The sequence below is a fragment of the Pseudonocardia sp. UM4_GMWB1 genome (genome assembly GCF_017312155.1).
Classification (GTDB): domain Bacteria; phylum Actinomycetota; class Actinomycetes; order Mycobacteriales; family Pseudonocardiaceae; genus Pseudonocardia; species Pseudonocardia alni.
This window is the reverse complement of sequence record NZ_QJPN01000001.1, coordinates 4,667,979-4,688,501: the sequence shown is the minus strand read 5'-3', so window position 1 is coordinate 4,688,501 and position 20,523 is coordinate 4,667,979. Positions and strand designations below refer to the sequence as shown.

Genomic DNA, 20,523 nt, shown 5'->3' with positions numbered 1-20,523 from the left:
GGACCAGGTCCTCCCGCGCACACCGCGTGGGGGGCGGAGGGGATCAGGCAGGCAGCGCGATGTCGGCGACGGTCACCCGCACCCGGGCGTCGAGGCCGCAGACCGTCGCGACCTCCTCGGTCACCTCCCGGCGCACCCGCTCGGCCAGCTCGGCGCAGTGGGTGCCGAACCGCACCCCGACCGTCACCCGGATCTCGGCCTCGTGCCCGTGCACCGACGCGACCAGGCCCTGCACCCGCAGTTCCTCGGGGACCGGGTCACGGGGCAGCCAGTCCGCGGCCAGCCCCAGCAGGGTCTGCGCGACGTCGCCCATCAGCGCCGCCACCCCCGGCACCCGCCGGACCCGCCGCGCCGCCACCCGTGCGACGGCCAGGTCGGAGACGGTGACCGTCGTGCGCCCGCTCATGCCGGTTCCTCCCACAGGTCCTCGACCAGGATGTCGACCCCGGCGATCGGCACGCCGAGGGTGCGGTCCCCTGCCGAGATCATCATCTGCCGGACGCGCGCGGTGACCGAGGCGAGGTCGACCCCGAACCGGGCCGCGACGGTCACCCGCACCCACACCGCGGCCGGGTCGTCCCCGGAACCGTCCGGGGCGCGCAGCTGCTCGATCCGGCACCGACGGGCCCGCAGCCCGTCCATCGTGTCCACGACGTGCCGCAGCGCCGCCTCCGCGGTCGGCCTGCCCAGCCAGGCGTCCGGCCCCAGGGCGAGCAGCTCGTGCGGGCGCAGGTCCGCGACGACCGCGCCCATCACCTGCTCCAGCACCGACGGCGGCGGTCGCAGCGGCTCGGCCGCCATCCGCGCCACCAGCCCGCCGAGCCGGTCGTGGTCCGCGTGCGCGCGCATGCAGTGCGGGCAGGTCAGCTCGTGCTCGTCGAGCACGCCCGCCTCCGCGTGGTCCCAGACGTCGGCGGCGTCCCGGCCGCAGGCCAGCGGCTCGACGCGCTCCGCCCCGCTCCTCTCTACCGCCATGCCCGCATCCTCTCCGCCAGTGCCCCGCGCGCCCGGTGGATCCGGCCGCGGACGGCGGTCTCACCCGCCCCGGTGATCTGCGAGATCTCGCTGTAGCCCAGCCCCTCCAGCTCCCGCAGCACCCAGGCCGTGCGCTGGTCCTCCGGCAGCGACGCCACGGCCCGCGACAGGGCCGCCATCTCCGCGTCCACCTCGGCGGCCCGCTCCGGGGTGGGGGAGCGGTCGTCGGCCGGGGCGCCGGGCCCGTCGTCGGTCGGGAGCGGTTCGGTCCGTCGCCGCCGCCGGACCAGCGCGGTGCAACGGTGGGTGACGATCCGGTACATCCAGGTGGAGAAGGCCGCCTCGCCGCGGAAGGTGCCGATCCGCCGCCAGGCGTCGACGAGCGCGTCCTGCAGGGCGTCCTCGGCGTCGGTGGCGTCGCCGAGCACCCGGACCGCGACCCGGAACAGGGCGTTCTGGTGACGGCGGGCCAGCTCCTCGAACGCGCCGACGTCGCCGTCCTGGGCCCGGACGACCAGCGTGGTCTCGTCCAGCGCGGCCCGCGACGGCACCCGCGCCGGCCGTGCCGACGGCACGCCGGGGCCCGGGGGCCCGGCGGCCGGTGGGCCGCTGACCTGTGCGTTCGCCATGGACGCCCCGTCGGGGTGTGGGAAGTGGAGGGTGGGGTAGTCCACCCGGTCAGCGACGGTAGCGACCGGCTCGCACCCTCGCCCGCCGGACACGCGATCAGGAAGCAGGTGAGCCCCATGGGTCTCGGAGACAAGATCAGCAACAAGGCCGAGGAGCTGGGTGGCAAGGCCAAGGAGGCCACCGGCAAGGCCACCGACGACAAGGACCTGCAGGCCGAGGGCAAGGCGGACCAGGCCACCGGCAACCTGAAGCAGGCCGGCGAGAAGCTCAAGGACACCTTCACGAGCTGACCCGCGCACGACGACGGCGGCGACACCCCGCAGCGGGGTGCCGCCGCCGTCGTGTGTGGCTAGGGTCCGAGCCGTGACCGACCCCGCCGCAGGACCCGGCCCGCAGGCCGTCGCGGACGCCGTGCTCGCCCACCCGTCGGTGCTGCGGCTCGACGGCGGCCCGTTCGGCTCGATCGCGTCGTACCTGCCCGGGCACCGGGTCCAGGGTGTGCGGCTGGCCGACCCGGTGGAGATCGCCGTCGTCCTGCGGCTGGGCAGGCCGTTCGCCGTGGTCGCCGACGAGGTCGCCGACCGGGTCCGTGCCGTCCTCGGTGACGACACCCTGGCCGTCGACGTGACCGTCGCCGACGTCGGTGCGGGCGGGGCTCCGGGCGGGTCCGTCGCACCGTGACCCGCGCCCGGGCCGTCGCACGGTGACCGGGCTCGCCTAGACTCGCGCGAGCCCCGCCGTCACCGGGCGCGTCCCACGTACCCGGCGGCCGGTGGCACGGGACGCCCGGCGCAGAGCCGGGATCGTCCGGCGCCGGCGGGCGGGGCCACCGACCGGGGGCCGCGCGAGCCGCGGCCCGTTGCAGCACTCGTACCGCCCAAGGAGTTCCACCGTGAAGAGCACCGTCGAGCACCTCAGCCCGACGCGCGTCCGGATCAACGTCGAGGTGCCGTTCGACGAGCTCAAGCCCGACTTCGACCGCGCGTACAAGAAGATCGCCCAGCAGGTCCGCATCCCCGGCTTCCGCCCGGGCAAGGCGCCGGCCCGCATCCTGGAGGCCCGGATCGGCCGTGGCCCCGTCCTGGACGAGGTCGTGAACGCCGCGATCCCGGTGAAGTACCAGGAGGCCGTGGTGACGTCCGAGGACGTCAAGCCGATCGGCCGGCCCGACATCGAGGTCACCGAGATCGCCGACGGCGAGCGCATCGCGTTCACCGCCGAGGTCGACATCCGCCCCGAGATCACCCTCCCCGACCTGGACGGCCTGACCGTCGAGGTCGACGAGACCGAGGTGACCGAGGACGAGGTCACCGAGCAGCTCGACCAGCTGCGCGCCCGGTTCGGCACCCTGGCAGGTGTCGAGCGTCCCGCGCAGTCCGGTGACTACGTCCAGATCGATCTCTCCGCCGCCGTCGACGGCGAGGAGATCGAGGAGGCCACCACCACCGGCTTCTCCTACGAGGTCGGCCAGGGCGGTCTCATCGACGGCATCGACGAGGCCCTCGAGGGCATGTCGGCCGACGAGGAGAAGACCTTCACCTCGAAGCTGGTCGCCGGTGAGCACGCCGACAAGGATGCGGAGATCACCGTCAAGGTGACCACCGTGAAGGAGCGTCACCTCCCCGAGGCCGACGACGAGTTCGCCCAGCTGGCCTCGGAGTTCGACACGCTCGACGAGCTGACCGAGAACCTGCGCGAGCGTCTGGGCCGGTCCAAGCGGATGGAGCAGGCCGCGCAGGCCCGTGACCGTCTCCTGGACAAGCTCGTCGAGGACACCGAGGTGCCGCTGCCGGAGTCGGTCGTCGCCGCCGAGGTCGAGACCCGCACCCACGACGCGGTGCACGCCTTCGACCACGACGAGGACAAGTTCGGCGAGTTCCTCTCCTCGCAGGACAAGACCCGCGAGCAGTTCGACACCGAGACGCGCGAGGAGGCCGAGAAGGCCGTCCGCTACCGCCTCGTGCTCGACACCCTGGCCGACCGCGAGGAGATCTCGGTCGGGGACCAGGAGCTCACCGAGCGGATCGTCTACCAGGCGCAGCAGTACGGCATGGCCCCGGAGCAGTTCGTCCAGCAGATCCAGCAGGCCGGCCAGCTCGGCGTGATCTACCAGGACGTCCGCCGCTCCAAGGCGCTGATCACCGCGGTGCGTGCCGCCACCGTCACCCTGCCGGGTGGCGAGGCCGTCGACCTGTCCGACCTGCTCGGGCCGGACGAGGACGAGACCACCGTCGAGGAGATCCCCGCGACCGACGTGGACGGTGCCGACGACACCGCCGACGACGCCGCGGACACCACCGCCGACGAGACCTCCGACAAGGCCGACGCGAAGGCCTGATCGGCAGTCGTCGCGCGGTCCCGCACGACTCGTCGTGCGCTGTCGGCGAACATCGGGCGTCGTTCCCTACGCGGGGCATCCGCTCCGCGTAGGGTCGGCCCCGAACCGGTCCCCAACCGGACCGTGAACGGGTTCGCAAGACCCGACACCGGAGAACCGAGAGCGATCCAGAGGAAGACTCCGGGACCCTCTCCCGCGGCGTCCGCGCCACGGGGCGGGCCCGACTTCGGAAAGCAGGGTGAAGTGAGCCAGCAGGACACCGGCCCGTCCGCGGGCCGCGGCACCGGGCCGCAGATGCGGTCCGGCATCAGCGCGATGTCGCTGTCCGACTCCGTGTACGACCGCCTGCTCCAGCAGCGCATCATCGTGCTCGGTCAGCAGGTGGACGCGGAGATCTCGAACCGCATCGCGGCGCAGATGCTGCTGCTCGCGGCCGAGGACCCGGACAAGGACATCGAGCTCTACATCAACTCGCCCGGTGGCTCGGTCACCGACGGCATGGCCATCTTCGACACGATGAACCTGATCCCGTGCGACGTGGCGACCACGGCGATGGGCATGGCCGCGTCGATGGGGCAGTTCCTGCTGTCGGCGGGCACCCCGGGCAAGCGCTCGGCGTTGCCGCACGCACGGATCATGATGCACCAGCCGTCCGCGGGCGTCGGGGGCACCGAAGCCGACATCACCATCCAGGCCGAGCAGTTCCGCCGCACCAAGCGGGAGATGGCGGAGCTGATCGCCCAGCACACCGGTCAGTCGGTCGAGACCATCGAGCGGGACTCCGACCGGGACCGCTGGTTCTCCGCGCCGGAGGCCAAGGACTACGGCTTCGTCGACCACGTCGTGACGCACGCCGGGCGGATCGGCGAGCAGAACGGGAGCGACAAGTGAGCACCTTCGACCCTCGCCACCCGGAGTCGATGACCGACCTGCGCGGCCCCGGAGGCTGGGCGCCGGACCCGGCCCGCTCCCGGTACGTGCTCCCGTCCTACGTGGAGCGCACCAGCTACGGGGTCAAGGAGTCGAACCCGTACAACAAGCTCTTCGAGGAGCGCATCATCTTCCTCGGTGAGCAGATCAACGACACCTCGGCGAACGACACCATGGCGCAGTTGCTGGTGCTCGAGTCGCTCGACCCGGACCGCGAGATCTCGCTGTACATCAACTCGCCGGGCGGGTCGTTCACGTCGCTGATGGCGATCTACGACACCATGCAGTTCATCCGTCCCGACATCCAGACCGTCTGCCTCGGGCAGGCGGCGTCGGCCGCGGCGGTGCTGCTGTGCGCGGGCACCCCGGGCCGCCGCATGGCGGTCGAGAACGCCCGCATCCTGATCCACCAGCCGGCCACGCAGGGCGTGTACGGCCAGGTGTCGGACCTGGAGATCCAGGCGGCGGAGATCTCCCGCATCCGCAAGCGGATGGAGGAGGTCATCGCGCGGCACTCGAACCGTTCCGCGGACCAGGTGCGCGAGGACATCGACCGGGACAAGATCCTCACGGCCGAGGAGGCCAAGGAGTACGGCCTGGTCGACGAGATCGTGCAGAGCCGCAAGCTGTCCGGTACCGCCGGCGGCAAGTGACACCCGGGTCACCGGCGGCCGGTTCCGGCCGCCGGTGACCGCCCGGCGACCCGCCGGGGAACCGGACACCGCTTCCGGTCCCCGTGCGGGCCGCGGGCAGGTACCGTCAATCCGCACGGGGCGACGGGCGCGACGCGAGAACGCCGGACCAGGACTGGGGATCGACACCTATGGCACGCATCGGCGACGGCGGGGACCTGCTCAAGTGCTCGTTCTGCGGGAAGAGCCAGAAGCAGGTCAAGAAGCTCATCGCCGGCCCCGGCGTCTACATCTGCGACGAGTGCATCGATCTCTGCAACGAGATCATTGAGGAAGAGCTGGCCGAGGCCGGTGAGGTCAAGCTCGACGAGCTGCCCAAGCCCACCGAGATCCACGAGTTCCTCGACCAGTACGTCGTCGGTCAGGCCACCACCAAGCGCACGCTGTCGGTGGCGGTCTACAACCACTACAAGCGCATCCAGGCAGGCGAGCGCAGCCGTGCCGCGGGCGGCGACGCCTCCGACGGCATCGAGATCGCCAAGTCGAACATCCTGATGCTCGGCCCCACCGGGTGCGGCAAGACCTACCTGGCGCAGACGCTGGCCAAGATGCTCAACGTCCCGTTCGCCATCGCCGACGCGACCGCCCTCACCGAGGCCGGCTACGTGGGCGAGGACGTCGAGAACATCCTGCTCAAGCTCATCCAGGCCGCCGACTACGACGTGAAGCGCGCCGAGACCGGCATCATCTACATCGACGAGGTCGACAAGATCGCGCGGAAGTCGGAGAACCCGTCGATCACCCGCGACGTGTCCGGCGAGGGTGTGCAGCAGGCGCTGCTGAAGATCCTCGAGGGCACCACCGCGAGCGTCCCGCCGCAGGGCGGCCGCAAGCATCCGCACCAGGAGTTCATCCAGATCGACACGACGAACGTCCTGTTCATCGTGGCCGGCGCCTTCGCCGGGCTGGAGCGGATCATCGGCGAGCGGGTCGGCCAGTCCGGTATCGGCTTCGGCGCCGACATCCGCTCGAAGAAGGACCTGGACTCCGCGGAGCGCTTCGCCGAGACCCTCCCCGAGGACCTGATCAAGTTCGGCCTGATCCCCGAGTTCATCGGCCGGCTGCCGATCGTCGCCTCGGTGACCTCGCTCGACAAGGACGCTCTGGTCAAGATCCTGACCGAGCCGCGGAACGCCCTGGTGAAGCAGTACCGCAAGCTCTTCGAGATGGACGGCGTGGAGCTGGAGTTCGCCGAGGACGCCCTCGACGCCGTCGCCGACCAGGCGATCCTGCGCGGCACCGGCGCCCGTGGCCTGCGGGCGATCATGGAGGAGGTGCTCCTCCCGGTCATGTACGACATCCCCAGCCGCGACGACGTGGCGAAGGTCGTCGTGACGGCACAGACGGTCAAGGACAACGTCAACCCGACGATTGTCCCGCGCCAGCCGCAGCGCCGGGAGCGCCGCGACCGCTCGGCCTGAGCCGCGGCCGGAACCGACCCGACGCCGGTCCCACCTGCAGGTGGGACCGGCGTTGTCGTTTCGAGACCCGCTCGGGTTGCTGCACCCCTCCGCACTACTTAGCGTTGCTCCGTCAACTACGACGGAGGGCGACATGTCCGGATTTCTCACGCGGGAGCGCATCGTTGCTCCACCCGGATGGAGCCGGTGGCTCGTCCCACCGGCCGCGCTGTCCATCCACCTGGCGATCGGCCAGGTCTACGCCTGGAGCGTCTTCAAGACCCCGCTGGCGAACGCACTCGACCTGTCGGGCGTCGCCACGGCGCTGCCCTTCACACTCGGCATCATCATGCTGGGCCTGTCCTCGGCGCTGTTCGGTACGAAGGTCGACAGCAACGGCCCGCGCTGGGCGATGGTCGTCGCGTCGAGCTGTTTCGTCGCCGGGTTCCTGATCTCGGGTCTCGGCCTCTACGCCGAGCAGTACTGGCTGGTCGTGCTGGGCTACGGCTTCGTCGGCGGCATCGGCCTGGGCATCGGCTACATCTCGCCGGTCTCCACACTGATCAAGTGGTTCCCGGACCGCCCGGGCCTGTCCACCGGCCTGGCGATCATGGGCTTCGGCGGCGGCGCGCTCATCGCGACCCCGCTGACGAACTCGCTGCTGTCGGCGTTCGGCGGTTCCGGTGACGGGGCCACCTCGGCCGGCATCGGGTCCACGTTCCTCACGATGGGCCTGATCTACCTCGTCTTCATGTCGGTCGGCTGGATCCTCATCCGGGTGCCCGCCGAGGGCTGGACGCCGCCGGGCTGGGACCCGTCGACGGCCAAGAAGAGCGGGATGATCTCGACCGGCAACGTCTCGGCGAACACCGCGATCCGCACGCCGCAGTTCTGGCTGCTGTGGGTCGTGCTGTGCTTCAACGTCACCGCTGGCATCGGCATCCTGGAACGGGCCTCGCCGATCTTCCAGGACTTCTTCGCGGAGAACGGGGCCACGGCCACCCTCGCCGCGGCGGCGGGCGGGTTCGTCGCGATCCTGTCGCTGGCGAACTCGGCCGGGCGCATCGCCTGGTCGTCGCTGTCGGACGTGCTGGGTCGCAAGAACATGTACCGCATCTACCTGGGCGTCGGCGCGCTGCTGTACCTGCTGATCACGCTGATCCCGAACCAGTCGCGGGCGCTGTTCATCGTCGCCGCGGTGCTGATCCTGTCGTTCTACGGCGCCGGGTTCGCCACCGTCCCGGCGTACCTGCGGGACCTGTTCGGCACCTACCAGGTCGGCGCGATCCACGGCCGGCTGTTGACGGCGTGGTCCACCGCGGGCGTCCTCGGCCCGCTGATCGTCAACGCGATCGCCGACGCGCGGATCGAGGCCGGTGTCGAGGGCCCGGCCCGGTACACGACCGCGTTCATCATCATGATCGTGCTGCTGGTCATCGCGTTCGTCTGCAACGAGCTGATCAAGCCGGTCGACGCGAAGCACCACGAGCCGCCCGCGCAGGCGGCCCGCACCCCGACCCAGAAGGAGACCGCGTGAGCAGCGTTGCCGAGACCGGCGGGTCGTCGACCTGGGGGCCGGTGCAGTGGATCGGGGCCGTCCTGGCCTGGGTGTGGGTCGGCGTGCCGTTCGCCTACGGGCTGTACGAGCTCGTCCTGAAGATCCCCGCCCTGTTCGGCTGAGTCTTCGCCCGCCGTTCACCCGGACGGTCCGGTTCGTCATCACTCGTCCGGGTTAGAACGGCGGGCGTGGCTCTCTCCCGACGCTCCCTGTTCCGCACCGCGGCCGCCGGCGGTCTCGCCGGCGCCGCGACCCTCGTCCTGCCGGGGGCGGCTGCGGCCGCACCCGCCCTGGTGCGCTCCGGCCGGCCGGTCCTGACCCACGGTGTCGCCGCCGGTGACGTCCGGCCCGGCTCCGGGCTCGTCTGGACGCGCGCCGACCGGCCGTCGCGGATGGTCGTGGAGGTCGCGGGCTCGCCGGACTTCCGGCGGGCGCTGCGGGTCCCCGGCCCGGTGCTGACCCCGGACACCGACCTCACCGGGAAGCTGCGGGTCCCGGCGACGCGGGGGCGGGTGCACTACCGCGTCGTCGCCGAGCCGCTCGACGGCGGTCCCGCGAGCGCGCCGCTGACCGGCTCCTTCCGGGCGGTCCCCGGGCGCGGCGAGCCGGTGCGGATCCAGTGGTCCGGCGACGTCGTCGGGCAGGGCTGGGGCATCGACCGCGCCACCGGCGGCATGCGGATCTTCTCCGCGATGGCCGACCGCGACCCCGACCTGTTCCTGCACTCCGGCGACACCGTCTACGCCGACGGCCCGCTCACCGAGACCGTCACGCTGCCCGACGGCCGGGTGTGGCGCAACGAGATGACGCCCGAGAAGGCGAAGGTCGCCGAGACCCTGACCGAGTTCCGCGGCCAGTTCGCCTACAACCTGCGCGACGACAACCTGCGCCGGTTCGCCGCCTCGGTCGGTCAGATCGTGCAGTGGGACGACCACGAGGTCACCAACAACTGGTACCCGGGGGAGATCCTCACCGGTGAGGTGGGGGAGCGCTACACCGAGAAGCGGGTGGACGTGCTCGCGGCCCGCGGGTTCCGCGCGTTCCACGAGTGGCAGCCGGTCGACCCACGCACCGCCGTCGACGGACGGGTGTACCGGCGGGTGCCGTTCGGCCCGCACGTCGAGGTGTTCGTGCTGGACATGCGCACCTACCGCAGCGCGAACTCCGCCAACACCGGACGCGGCGAGCGGATCCTGGGGGAGGCCCAGGCCCGCTGGCTCGTCGACGCGCTCGCGTCCTCCCGTGCGACGTGGAAGATCGTCGCCTCGGACATGCCGATCGGGGTACTGGTGCCCGACGGCGACACCGCCTGGGAGGCCGTCGCCAACGGGGTGCCGGGGCCGCCGAGCGGGCGCGAGTCCGAGATCGCCGGGGTGCTCGCCGGGATTCGCCGGCGGAGGGTCCGCAACGTGGTCTGGGTGACCGCGGACGTGCACTACACCGCCGCCCACCACTACGCCCCCGAGCGCGCCGCGTTCACCGACTTCGACCCGTTCTGGGAATTCGTGTCCGGCCCGCTGCACGCCGGTGCCTTCGGTCCGAACGAGCTCGACCCGACCTTCGGTCCGCGGGCGGAGTTCGTGCGCGGACCGTCCCGGCAGGGGGCGAGCCCACTGGAGGGGTTCCAGCACTTCGGGGAGCTCGACGTCGCCCCCGACGGGACGACCCTGGAGGTCCACCTGCGCGACCAGGCCGGCGCCTCCCTCTGGACCACCACCCTGCGCCGGACCTGACGACCGCGTCCGCGGCCTCCGGCGTGGCCGGCAGCGGTGCGCCGACCCCGGCCGGGGTGCGACGACGTCTCCGGCTGCGTCCACACCCTCCGGCGGGCTCCCACACCTGTTGCGACGGGTGTGGGAGCCCGCCAGGGGGTGTGGATCCAGGGGACGGCTCCGTGGTCAGCGCCGGGGTGCGGTGTCCGGCTCCGCGGGGAGCCGGACGGTGGTGGCCGGTCCGGGGACGGCGGTGGTGGCCACGGCCACGGCGACCGGGGTCGCGGGGACCGCGGCCGGGCTCGGAGGGGCCGCGGGCGGGGTGGCCCGCCCGGCGTCCGGGCCCGTGCCTGTCCCCGTGACCGCGCCGGGCACGTCGGTACCACCGGCCGTGTCGGGCCCGGCGGGCCCGGCGGCCGCGTCGGACCTGTCGGCCGCGTCGGACCTGTCGGCCGCGTCGGACCTGTCGGCCGCGTCGGACCTGTCGGCCGTGTCGGACCTGTCGGCCGCGTCGGGCGCGGTGGCCGCACCCTCCGCGGCGGGTGTGACGGACCCGGTGGGCGTGGTCGCGTAGGCGGCGGACAGACGACGGTAGGGGCGGCTCGCCAGGGCTGCGAGGGTCAGCACCACGCCCAGGGCGCCGCAGACCACGAACACCAGGGCGATCGCGCGGGCGGTGCCGGTGCCGAACCAGGAGCCGATCGCGGCCGCACCGGCGCCGCCGTCGCTCATGTAGGGAACCACCACCAGCTCGGTGAACGGGGCCAGCAGGAACGCGGTCAGCGGCGACGCGGCCTGCTCCACGCTCTGCGCGAACCCGAAGACCCGGCCCTGCCGCCCGTAGGGCACGACCCGCTGCAGCACGGTCTGCTCGGCGGCCTCGGCGAACGGCATGAGCAGCATGAACACCGCCATGCCGAGCGTGAGCATCAGGATCGAGGCCTGCAGCGGGAACAGCATCGTCGAGGCCCAGAGCACGGCGTTGACCAGCAGCAACGTCCGGACCGGGCGGCTGCCCAGCCCGATCCGGGCGACGAGGAGCCCGCCGACGATCACCCCGGCGGACAGCACGCCCCACAGCAGCCCCCAGGCCGCGACCGACATCATCGACAGGCCGTAGGGGTCCATCAACGCCATGAACGCCCCGCCGAGCAGGTTGTTCACACAGGAGAACACGATCAGTGCGGGCAGCCCCGGCACACCCGCGACGAGCCGGACGGTGCCGCGCAGGTCGAGGCCGCCCCGCTCCTCGACGGTCACGGGGACGGCCGGGCCGGCCGGTGCGGGCACGACCGGGATCCGGACCCGTGACAGGTGCACCAGCGACACGACCAGCACGACGAGGGCGGCGACGAGTACCGACCGCATCCCGTCCACCGCGACGAGCAGCCCGGACGCGACCGAGGTGACCAGGAAGCTCACCCCGGTCGCGGTCCCGACCAGCCCGTTGGCGCGGTCCCGGACCGCGGCCGGGACGAGCAGGGTGACCAGCGTCGGCAGCGCGATCGTGCGCAGGTTCCCGGCGATCACACCCAGCATCAGCGCGACGACCAGCGTCCACAGCAACGGGTCCGTCGGGTCGCGGAACGCCCCCTCGGGGGCGAGCAGCAGCAGGACCAGGCACAGCGCGTAGACCACGGCGGACACCGCCGCCGAGACCTGCATGACCGCGCGCTTGCCGAACCGGTCCACGACCCCGCCGAACGGGATCCCGGTCAGCGCCGTCGCCACCAGGAAGATCCCGGCGATGATGCCGGTCGCCGCGACCGACCCCGTCTCCAGGAACACCCAGAACGTCACGGCGAACCACACCGTGAAGTTCACGACCGACACCACCAGGGTGCTCACCAGCAGGTGCGCGAAGACCCGTTGCGTGCCGTGCCGGAGGTCGAGCTGCGTCATGGTCCACCGTCCTCTCGGGGTGATGGACCGACGCCGACGGCCGAACTCATCGCCCGCCGCGACGGTGGACGATGAACCGGACTTCAGGTCAACCGATCATGCCGTCATGTCGAGGTGGGCGACCACCTTCGACGGGCGGATCCGGACGACGAGCTCGCCGGGGACGCCGTTGCGCCGGCCGAACTCCTCGGCCCGGTCGGCGCCCATGTAGCGGCCTCCGAGCGCGGTCGCGGTGCGCAGGAGCTCGTCGGGGTCCGTGCTGATCTCGGCGACACCCTGCACCTGCACGAAGGCGTACGGCGGTGCGGGCAGGTCGGCGGTGAGCACGACCCGCGGGTCGCGGACGATCGCCCGTCCCTTCGCGGTGTCCGCCCCGGTGTCGAAGACGATCGTGTCGTCCTCGACGAGGAACCAGACCGGCGCGACGAGCGGGCGCCCGTCCTTCGCCGTCCAGCCGAGCATTCCGGTACGGGTGCCGTGGTTGAGGAACTCGACGACCTCGGGTGTGAGAACGGGCATGTCGCCGAGCCTAGGCCGGGAACCCGCCCGACCACCCGGGCGACACCGGGTCGGGCCCGCCCGGACCGGCCGTGACCACACGCGCCCACCGCCGGGGCCGTGCCGGCAGGCAGCCGTGGCCGTAGCCGCGTGGCGGTCCCGAAGACCCGCCGGGGGTGCCGCGTCACCCGCCGCCGGGGGAGGGTGTCCGCCATGGACGAGCTCACACCCGGCACCCTGCTCGGCCGCCAGGTCGACGGCGTCACGTGCGGACCCTCGGTGCTGGTGGTGACCGCGGTGCTGGCCGGCTCGGGGTGGCCCGGCGTGGTGGCGGACCGGTTCGCCGCCGCCCAGCGGACCGCGCACCGCCAGGCCAACCGGCTCTGGCCGCGCGCCCTGGGGACGACGCCGTGGGGGATGCGGGCGTGGCTGCGCCGGCACGCACCCGCCGCGGGACCGTTCCGGATCCGCCCGGCGACCCGCGACGCGCTCGCCGCGGTGCCCGCCGCCGTCGGTCCGGTCCCGCTGCTGGTCGGGTCCCGGTGGCTGCCGCGGCACTGGGTGCTGGTCCTGGGCGTGGACGACGACGGCCGGTGGCGCGTCTACGAGCCCGGCTGCGGCCGGGTGCGGGCGTTCGACCCGGCGTTGCTCCGGCGGGGCGACCCGGCGGCCGTCGGCGGGGTGCTGGGGTGGCCGCGGCCGTGGTGCCTGCTGCTGCCCGTGGGCCGGGCGTAAACGAGCGGTGATCCGGACGTAACGGACGCGGGTGAGGGTGGGGACATGGCTCCCCCCGATCCCCGCCCGCTGCTCGCCGCGCTCGGCCGGCGCGACTTCCTCCGCGCGGCCGCCGCCGTCACCGCGGCCGGAGGGCTGGCCGGCTGCGGCACGTCCGCCACCGTCCCCGGATCCGTCGCGGCGACGCTGCCGGACGGTCCGCTGCAGCCCGGTGCGGGCGACATCCCCGGCGACCACTACCTCGGGTCCGACCCGGCCGACGTGCGCTGGGGCTACGTCCCGGCGATCGGGGCCGCTCCGGTGCTGACGATGCGGTCGGGGCAGACCGTCACCATCGACACCGTCTCCCACGAGGGCATCCTGGAGGACCAGGGCCGGGACCCGGTCGCGTGGTTCGGGCGCCACGGGGTCGCGGCCGACGGTGTGCTCTCCGATGCCGTCGCGGTCGCCCGGGACTACCGGCGCACACCGCGCGACTTCGACGCCGACGGCCCGCACGTCATCACCGGGCCGGTGTTCGTCGAGGGGGCGCGCCCCGGCGACGTCCTGAAGGTCGAGACCCTGTCCGCGGTGCCCCGGGTGCCGTACGGCGTCGTCTCCAGCAGGCACGGGAAGGGGGCACTCGGGCGCACCGCGTCCGGCGCGCCGCCCGCCGGGATCGTCCTCGACGAGGTCATGCCGCCGCCGGCCACCGACGGTCGCGCCACCGGCGACCCCGCGCGCTACGGCAACGTCTCGGTGTTCACCCCGGTCCGCGACGGGGCGGACGGCCCCGAGGCCCACCTGGCGTTCGGCGAGGGCCAGGAGGTGTCGTTCGGGCTGCGACCGTTCATGGGCACCATGGGGGTGGCCCACGCCGCGGCCGACGCCGAGAACGCCCCGGAGCTGAACTCGATCCCGCCGACCCTGGGCGGCGGCAACATCGACATCCGGCTGCTCGGCCCGGACTCGGCGTTCTACCTGCCCGTCCGCGCGGAGGGGGCACTGTTCCACGTCGGCGACCCGCACCTGGCGATGGGTGACGGGGAGGTCGCGCTGACCGCGCTGGAGGGCTCGCTGCGTGCCACGTTCCGGCTCACCGTGTGCCGGCCGGGGGAGGGCACGGCGCCGTCGGTGGCCTTCGGCCACCCGTTCGGCGAGACCCAGGACGCCTGGGTGCCCATCGGGCTCTCCGACCCGGACGGGAGCGTCGGCGGCCAGAAGGGAGACCTGGACGTCGCGATGCGCCGGGCCGTGGTCAACGCGCTCGACTTCCTGCAGGAGGACCGGGGCATGGACCGGGCGACGGCCTACGCCTACCTCTCCGCGGCGGCGGACTTCGCGGTCTCGCAGGTGGTGGACCGGACCGTCGGGGTGCACGGGGTCATCCCCAAGGCGCACTTCCGGTCCTGAGCGCGCGGGTCCGGGGGCCGGGAATCGTGTCGGTGTCGACTCGTAGACTTGACATGTGACCGAGACCCTGCCAGCGCGTACCGCCGACCTGCCCGCGAAGTGGACCCCGGGCGAGGTAGAGGGCGACATGTACCGCCGCTGGGTCGACGCCGGGTACTTCCGGGCCGACCCGTCGTCGGACAAGGACCCGTTCTGCATCGTCATCCCGCCGCCGAACGTCACCGGCAGCCTGCACCTGGGCCACGCGATGGACCACACGCTCATCGACGTACTGACCCGGCGCGCCCGCATGCAGGGCCGTGACGCGCTGTGGCTGCCCGGCATGGACCACGCCGGCATCGCGACCCAGTCGGTCGTCGAGCGGCGGATGGCGGCCGCGGGCGAGCCGGACCGGCACACGATCGGCCGTGCGGCGTTCGTGGAGAAGGTCTGGCAGTGGAAGGCCGAGTCCGGCGGCTCGATCCTCGGGCAGATGGAGCGCCTGGGCGACGGTGTCGACTGGTCGCGCGAGCGCTTCACCCTCGACGAGGGCCTTTCCCGCGCCGTCGCCACCGTCTTCAAGAAGATGTTCGACGACGGGCTGATCTACCGGGCCGAGCGCCTGGTCAACTGGTCCCCGGCGCTGCGCTCGGCGATCTCCGACATCGAGGTCGACCACATCGAGACCGAGGGCGAGCTGGTCTCCATGCGCTACGGCGACGGGGACGCCTCGCTCGTCGTCGCCACCACCCGGGTCGAGACGATGCTCGGTGACACCGCGATCGCGGTGCACCCGGACGACGCGCGCTACGCGCACCTGGTCGGCACCGAGGTCGAGATGCCGATCACCGGGCGGCGGATCCCGGTCGTGGCCGACGACTACGTCGACCCGGAGTTCGGCTCCGGCGCCGTCAAGATCACCCCGGCGCACGACCCGAACGACTTCGAGCTGGGCCGCCGCCACGACCTGCCGATGCCGACGATCATGGACGAGGCCGGCACCATCGCCGGGACCGGTACCCGCTTCGACGGCATGGACCGCTTCGAGGCGCGCGAGGCCATCCGCGAGGAGCTGCGCGCGCAGGGCCGGATCGTCGCCGAGAAGCGCCCCTACCTGCACTCGGTCGGGCACGACTCGCGCACCGGGGTCCCGATCGAGCCGCGGCTGAGCCTGCAGTGGTTCGTCAAGGTCGAGCCGCTGGCCCGGTCCGCGGGCGACGCGGTCCGCTCCGGCGAGACCGTCCTGCACCCGAAGGAGCAGGCCAAGCGGTACTTCGACTGGGTCGACAACATGCACGACTGGACCATCAGCCGGCAGCTGTGGTGGGGCCACCGCATCCCGGTCTGGTACGGCCCGGACGGCGAGGTCGTGTGCGTCGGACCGGACGAGGAGCCGCCGTCGGGCGAGGGCTGGCGCCAGGACCCCGACGTCCTCGACACCTGGTTCTCCTCCGGCCTGTGGCCGTTCTCCACGCTGGGCTGGCCGGACGAGACCCCGGACCTGGAGCGCTACTACCCGAACTCGGTCCTGGTCACCGGCTACGACATCCTGTTCTTCTGGGTCGTCCGGATGATGATGTTCGGGACCTACGTGATGGGGAAGGCCCCGTTCCGCGACGTCTACCTGCACGGGCTCATCCGCGACGAGCACGGCAAGAAGATGTCGAAGTCCAAGGGCAACGTCATCGACCCGCTGGCGCTGATCGACTCCTACGGCGCGGACGCGCTGCGGTTCACCATCGCCCGTGGCTCCAATCCCGGCACCGACATGTCGCTGTCGGAGGAGTGGGTCGCCGGGTCCCGCAACTTCACCACGAAGCTGTGGAACATCACCCGGTTCGCGCTGGCCAAGGGCGCGGACGCGAGCCTGCCGCTGCCCGTCGAGGCCGAACGCACCGACGCCGACCGCTGGATCCTGGGCCGGCTCGCCGAGGTCCGCGAGCAGACCGACGAGCTGCTCGACGGCTACCAGTTCGCCAAGGCGACCGAGGGGCTGTACCACTTCGCGTGGGACGAGCTGGCCGACTGGTACGTCGAGCTGTGCAAGACCCAGCTCGACGACCCGGCCACCGAGCCGGGCACCCGGGCCGTCCTCGGACACGTCCTCGACGCGCTGCTGCGGATGCTGCACCCGATCGCGCCGTTCGTCACCGAGGCGCTGTGGACCGCGCTGACCGGCGGCGAGACCGTCGTGACCGCGGCCTGGCCGACGGCCGACGGCACCGGGGCGCCGGTCGACCCGGCCGCCGCGGTCCGGGTCGCCGACGCGCAGAAGGTCATCACCGAGGTCCGCCGGTTCCGCACCGAGCAGGGCCTGCCCGACCGCAAGGCCGTCGCCGCCCGCCTCACCGGCCTCGACGCCGCCGGGCTGACCGCGCACGAGCGCGCGCTGCGCTTCCTCACCCGGCTCGACCCGGCCGGTGACGACTTCGCCGTCACCGCGAGCTTCGAGGTCGCCACCTCCGGTGGGCCGGTCACCGTCGAGCTCGACACCTCGGGGGCGATCGACGTCGCCGCCGAGCGCGCCCGGCTCGGCCGCGACCTGGCCGCCGCGGAGAAGGAGCGCGACGCCGCGGACAAGAAGCTGAACAACCCCAAGTTCACCGAGAAGGCACCGGCCGAGGTCGTCGACGGGATCCGTGCCCGGCACGCGACCGCCGTCGCCGACATCGACCGCATCACCGCGCGGCTCGCCGCGCTCCCGGAGGCCTGATCCCGCCGTGGCGAAGGAGTACGACGAGTTCGACGACTTCACCGAGGCCGACTCGCCGACCTACGGCGGCGACCGGTGGGCCGAGGGCGGGTTCGGCGACTCGCCCGACGGTGAGCCGTCCGGCGGCGACGCCGAGCAGGAGCAGGACGACGAGCCCGGTGGCGAGGACCGCTCCGACGCCCCCGAGGCGTCCGACGCGGCGCCGGAGGACACCCAGGAGGCCCTGATCGCGGCCGTCCTGGACGAGATCCGCGGCGGGGGAGACCCCGACGTCGTCCCGGCCCAGTCCACCGTGACCGGCTACGCCGAGTTCCTCGCCGTCGACGCGGCGCTGGACCGGCGCTGGCCGGAGTCGGTGATGGAGCCGTCGCTGGAGCGCATGCAGGCGCTGTGCGACGCACTGGGCGACCCGCAGTGCGGCTACCCGGTCGTGCACCTGACCGGGACCAACGGCAAGACCTCCACCTCCCGGATGGTCGACGCGCTGCTCACCGAGATCGGGCTGCGGACCGGGCGCTACACCAGCCCGCACCTGCAGCGCGCCACCGAGCGGATCAACCTGGACAACCGCCCGGTCACCCCCGAGCGCTACGTGGCGGCCTACCGCGAGGTGGAGCCGCTGGTCGAGCTCGTCGACGCCGGGCGCGGCGACGCGCCCGCGCTGAGCAAGTTCGAGGTGCTCACCGCGATGGCCTTCGCGGCGTTCTCCGACGCCCCGGTCGAGGCCGCGGTCATCGAGGTCGGGCTCGGCGGGCGCTGGGACGCCACCAACGTCGCCGACGGGAACGTGGCGGTGGTCCTGCCGGTCGGGCTCGACCACGCCGAGTACCTCGGTGACGACATCACCGACATCGCCCGCGAGAAGTCCGGGATCATCAAGGAGGGCTCGGTCGCCGTCCTCGCGGCCCAGGACAAGCGGGTCGCCGAGGTCCTCCTGGAGCGCTGCGCCGAGGTCGGCGCACAGGTCGCCCGGGAGGGCGCCGAATTCGGCGTCGTGGAGCGGGAGCTCGCCGTCGGCGGGCAGCGCCTGGAGCTGCAGGGCCTGTCCGGCCGCTACGACGAGATCTTCCTGCCGCTGCACGGCGAGCACCAGGCGTCGAACGCGGCGGTCGCACTGGCCGCGGCCGAGGCGCTCGTCGGCGCCGGCACCGCGCAGCCCCTCGACCCCGACGCGGTCCGCGCCGCGTTCGCCTCGGTCCGCTCACCCGGGCGGCTCGAGCCCGTCGAGGGCGGGCCTGACCGGCCGACCGTGCTGCTCGACGCCGCGCACAACCCGGCCGGAGCCACCGCGCTCGCGGGCGCGCTGGGCTCGGAGTTCCGCTTCACCCGGCTCGTCGGCGTGATCGGGGTGCTGCAGGGCAAGGACGCCCGCGGCATCCTGGAGGGGCTGCAGCCGGCGCTGCACGAGGTCGTCGTCACCACCAACTCCTCGCCCCGTGCGATGGACCCCGACGAGCTCGGCGCGCTCGCTGCCGAGGTCTTCGGGTCCGAGCGGGTCAGTGTCGAGCCGTCGCTGGCCGAGGCCGTCGAGCAGGCCCGCGAGATCGCCGAGGAGGCGGGCGGGTCCGGGGTCGGCGTCGTCGTCACCGGGTCGGTCGTCACCGTCGGCGAGGCGCGGGCGCTGTTCGGGAAGGAACCGGAGTGAGCGACGTGCCGGGTGTGCCCGAGGGTGTGCGGCCGCCGCCCACCGACCCCATGAAGGGTGCCCGCGGCGTGTTCGCCGCGACGCTGATCCTGGAGGCGATCGTCGTCCTCCTGGCGCTGCTGGTGCTCCCGCGCTTCGGCACCGGGTCGACCGCGCTCGGCTTCGGGGTGGTGGCGGGCATCGCCGTCGCCATGATCCTGGCGTCCGGGGTGCAGCGGCGGCCGTGGGGGCTCACCGCGGCGCTGGTGCTGCAGGTGGCGCTGCTCGTCGCGGCGCTGGTGTTCCTGTCCTCGCTGGTCGTGGTCGCGGTGGTGTTCATCCTCGTGTGGGCGGTCCTGGTCTGGATGCGGCGCGAGGTGGCCCGCCGGATGGCGGCGGGGACGCTGCCGTCGCAGCAGCAGGACTGACACACGGCGGTCCGGGCGCACTCGTGACGGTGGGTGCCGGACCTCCGGCGGGTCGTCGCTACCCTGTCGCGCGTGACTGAACGCACTCTCGTCCTGGTCAAGCCCGACGGCGTCGCGCGCAAGCTCGTCGGTGAGGTCGTCTCGCGCATCGAGCGCAAGGGCCTCGGTCTGGTGGCCCTCGACCTGCGCACGGTGGACCGTGAGCTGGCCGCCCAGCACTACGCCGAGCACGACGGCAAGCCCTTCTTCGAGGAGCTGCTGTCGTTCATCACCTCCGGCCCGGTCCTGGCCGCGGTCGTCGAGGGCCCCCGCGCCATCGCCGCCTGGCGGCAGATCGCCGGCGGCACCGACCCGGTGGAGAAGGCCACCCCCGGCAGCATCCGTGGCGACCTCGCCCTGGAGACCGGTTCCAACCTGGTGCACGGCTCGGACTCCCCGGAGTCGGCCGACCGGGAGATCAAGCTCTGGTTCCCGAACCTGTGACCGCAGGCGTCCCGGCCGTCCGCCGGGTCGTCGACCCCCACCCCGGCGCCGCCGCCGCGCTCGGTGACCTCTGGATCGCCGTGACCGAGGCCGGCGGCGCCGTGGACTTCGTGCCCGGCGCCGACCCGGACGAGGTCCGCGCACTGGCGGTCGAGACCGTCGACGCCGCCCGGTCCGGCGCGTCCCGGATGTTCGTGCTGGGGGAGGACACCGCCCCGCTGGGCACGGTCTTCCTGGTCCCGGGCACCGGCATCGCCGCGCACCGCGCCGACGTGCAGCGCCTCATGGTCCGCCCTGACCTGCAGGGACGTGGTCTCGGCACGGTCCTGCTCGACGCCGCCGTCGCCCACGCCCGGGAGACGGGCCTGGCGATGCTGACCCTCGGCGCCCGCGGCGGCACCCCGCTGCCCGCGTTCTACGCCGCCCGCGGCTTCGTCGAGTACGGCAGGCTGCCCGGCGGGGTGCTGCTCTCCCCGGAGGACGCGCGCGACGTCCACCTGTTCTTCCTGCCGCTCGGCTGACCCCCGGCCCGCG

The 20,523-nt window shown here is 73.0% G+C and carries 21 protein-coding genes; 16 read left to right on the top strand and 5 right to left on the bottom strand.

Annotated features, from left to right (window positions below; all coding sequences use genetic code 11):
* Nucleotides 1–43: 43 nt before the first annotated feature.
* Genes DMP15_RS21885 through DMP15_RS21875 form a run of 3 tightly spaced genes read right to left on the bottom strand, consistent with a single transcriptional unit; the run spans nt 44 to nt 1,604 of the window.
* Complete coding sequence (locus DMP15_RS21885; protein ID WP_073578083.1) at nt 44–406, bottom strand: Asp23/Gls24 family envelope stress response protein; 363 nt, start codon at nt 404–406, stop codon at nt 44–46.
* Nucleotides 403–975 (bottom strand): hypothetical protein, encoded by a 573-nt coding sequence (locus DMP15_RS21880; RefSeq protein WP_073578082.1) that lies wholly within the window; start codon nt 973–975, stop codon nt 403–405. The genes DMP15_RS21885 and DMP15_RS21880 overlap by 4 nt, the downstream gene beginning before the upstream one ends.
* Entirely contained in the window at nt 966–1,604 is a 639-nt protein-coding gene (locus DMP15_RS21875) for an RNA polymerase sigma factor (protein WP_083659119.1), read from the bottom strand. Before DMP15_RS21875 ends, DMP15_RS21880 begins: the two co-directional genes overlap by 10 nt.
* A 117-nt stretch (nt 1,605–1,721) precedes the next feature.
* Here DMP15_RS21875 and DMP15_RS21870 point away from each other — a divergent pair, with 117 nt between their 5' ends.
* From DMP15_RS21870 to DMP15_RS21830, 9 genes are all read left to right on the top strand, one after another.
* Nucleotides 1,722–1,895, top strand: coding sequence for a CsbD family protein (locus tag DMP15_RS21870; protein WP_073578081.1), 174 nt, complete (start codon nt 1,722–1,724; stop codon nt 1,893–1,895).
* A 73-nt stretch (nt 1,896–1,968) separates the two neighbouring features.
* Nucleotides 1,969–2,286, top strand: coding sequence for a hypothetical protein (locus tag DMP15_RS21865; protein ID WP_253067253.1), 318 nt, complete (start codon nt 1,969–1,971; stop codon nt 2,284–2,286).
* Nucleotides 2,287–2,497: 211 nt separating this feature from the next.
* Nucleotides 2,498–3,943: a trigger factor gene (gene tig / locus DMP15_RS21860; protein WP_073578079.1), complete on the top strand. Its 1,446-nt coding sequence runs from the start codon at nt 2,498–2,500 to the stop codon at nt 3,941–3,943.
* Nucleotides 3,944–4,237: 294 nt separating this feature from the next.
* Nucleotides 4,238–4,834, top strand: a complete 597-nt coding sequence (locus DMP15_RS21855) for an ATP-dependent Clp protease proteolytic subunit (RefSeq protein WP_062404398.1) — start codon at nt 4,238–4,240, stop codon at nt 4,832–4,834.
* A 29-nt stretch (nt 4,835–4,863) separates the two neighbouring features.
* A complete protein-coding gene (locus DMP15_RS21850) occupies nt 4,864–5,526 on the top strand; it encodes an ATP-dependent Clp protease proteolytic subunit (RefSeq protein WP_062404399.1) in 663 nt (220 codons plus the stop codon).
* A gap of 170 nt (nt 5,527–5,696) precedes the next feature.
* Complete coding sequence (gene clpX, locus DMP15_RS21845) at nt 5,697–6,986, top strand: ATP-dependent Clp protease ATP-binding subunit ClpX (RefSeq protein WP_020625701.1); 1,290 nt, start codon at nt 5,697–5,699, stop codon at nt 6,984–6,986.
* A 133-nt stretch (nt 6,987–7,119) separates the two neighbouring features.
* Nucleotides 7,120–8,502, top strand: a complete 1,383-nt coding sequence (locus DMP15_RS21840; protein ID WP_337826393.1) for an OFA family MFS transporter — start codon at nt 7,120–7,122, stop codon at nt 8,500–8,502.
* Complete coding sequence (locus DMP15_RS21835) at nt 8,499–8,645, top strand: MFS transporter small subunit (RefSeq protein ID WP_157818505.1); 147 nt, start codon at nt 8,499–8,501, stop codon at nt 8,643–8,645. Before DMP15_RS21840 ends, DMP15_RS21835 begins: the two co-directional genes overlap by 4 nt.
* Before the next feature lie 66 nt (nt 8,646–8,711).
* The gene (locus DMP15_RS21830) at nt 8,712–10,256 is read left to right on the top strand and encodes an alkaline phosphatase D family protein (protein WP_073578077.1); all 1,545 of its coding nucleotides are present in this window, start codon (nt 8,712–8,714) and stop codon (nt 10,254–10,256) included.
* A gap of 165 nt (nt 10,257–10,421) precedes the next feature.
* Here DMP15_RS21830 and DMP15_RS21825 read toward each other — a convergent pair whose 3' ends face one another.
* Nucleotides 10,422–12,137: an MFS transporter gene (locus DMP15_RS21825; RefSeq protein ID WP_337826392.1), complete on the bottom strand. Its 1,716-nt coding sequence runs from the start codon at nt 12,135–12,137 to the stop codon at nt 10,422–10,424.
* A gap of 96 nt (nt 12,138–12,233) precedes the next feature.
* Nucleotides 12,234–12,656: a PPOX class F420-dependent oxidoreductase gene (locus DMP15_RS21820; protein WP_161152716.1), complete on the bottom strand. Its 423-nt coding sequence runs from the start codon at nt 12,654–12,656 to the stop codon at nt 12,234–12,236.
* A gap of 192 nt (nt 12,657–12,848) precedes the next feature.
* On the opposite strand from DMP15_RS21820, the gene DMP15_RS21815 reads away from it, so the two are divergent.
* The 7 genes from DMP15_RS21815 to DMP15_RS21785 all read left to right on the top strand — a co-directional run bounded on the left by DMP15_RS21815 (nt 12,849) and on the right by DMP15_RS21785 (nt 20,510).
* Nucleotides 12,849–13,370 carry a hypothetical protein gene (locus tag DMP15_RS21815; protein ID WP_179760654.1) on the top strand — a complete coding sequence of 174 codons (522 nt, stop codon included), beginning with the start codon at nt 12,849–12,851 and terminating at the stop codon, nt 13,368–13,370.
* 45 nt (nt 13,371–13,415) lie between these two features.
* Nucleotides 13,416–14,762: an acetamidase/formamidase family protein gene (locus tag DMP15_RS21810; protein ID WP_337826391.1), complete on the top strand. Its 1,347-nt coding sequence runs from the start codon at nt 13,416–13,418 to the stop codon at nt 14,760–14,762.
* 55 nt (nt 14,763–14,817) lie between these two features.
* Entirely contained in the window at nt 14,818–17,454 is a 2,637-nt protein-coding gene (locus DMP15_RS21805) for a valine--tRNA ligase (protein ID WP_337826390.1), read from the top strand.
* A 7-nt stretch (nt 17,455–17,461) separates the two neighbouring features.
* Complete coding sequence (locus DMP15_RS21800) at nt 17,462–19,099, top strand: bifunctional folylpolyglutamate synthase/dihydrofolate synthase (protein WP_083659070.1); 1,638 nt, start codon at nt 17,462–17,464, stop codon at nt 19,097–19,099.
* Nucleotides 19,096–19,506, top strand: coding sequence for a DUF4233 domain-containing protein (locus DMP15_RS21795; protein WP_308292812.1), 411 nt, complete (start codon nt 19,096–19,098; stop codon nt 19,504–19,506). Before DMP15_RS21800 ends, DMP15_RS21795 begins: the two co-directional genes overlap by 4 nt.
* Before the next feature lie 72 nt (nt 19,507–19,578).
* Nucleotides 19,579–19,989, top strand: a complete 411-nt coding sequence (gene ndk, locus DMP15_RS21790) for a nucleoside-diphosphate kinase (RefSeq protein WP_062404405.1) — start codon at nt 19,579–19,581, stop codon at nt 19,987–19,989.
* Nucleotides 19,986–20,510: a GNAT family N-acetyltransferase gene (locus DMP15_RS21785; protein WP_073578072.1), complete on the top strand. Its 525-nt coding sequence runs from the start codon at nt 19,986–19,988 to the stop codon at nt 20,508–20,510. The genes ndk and DMP15_RS21785 overlap by 4 nt, the downstream gene beginning before the upstream one ends.
* Nucleotides 20,511–20,523: the final 13 nt, after the last annotated feature.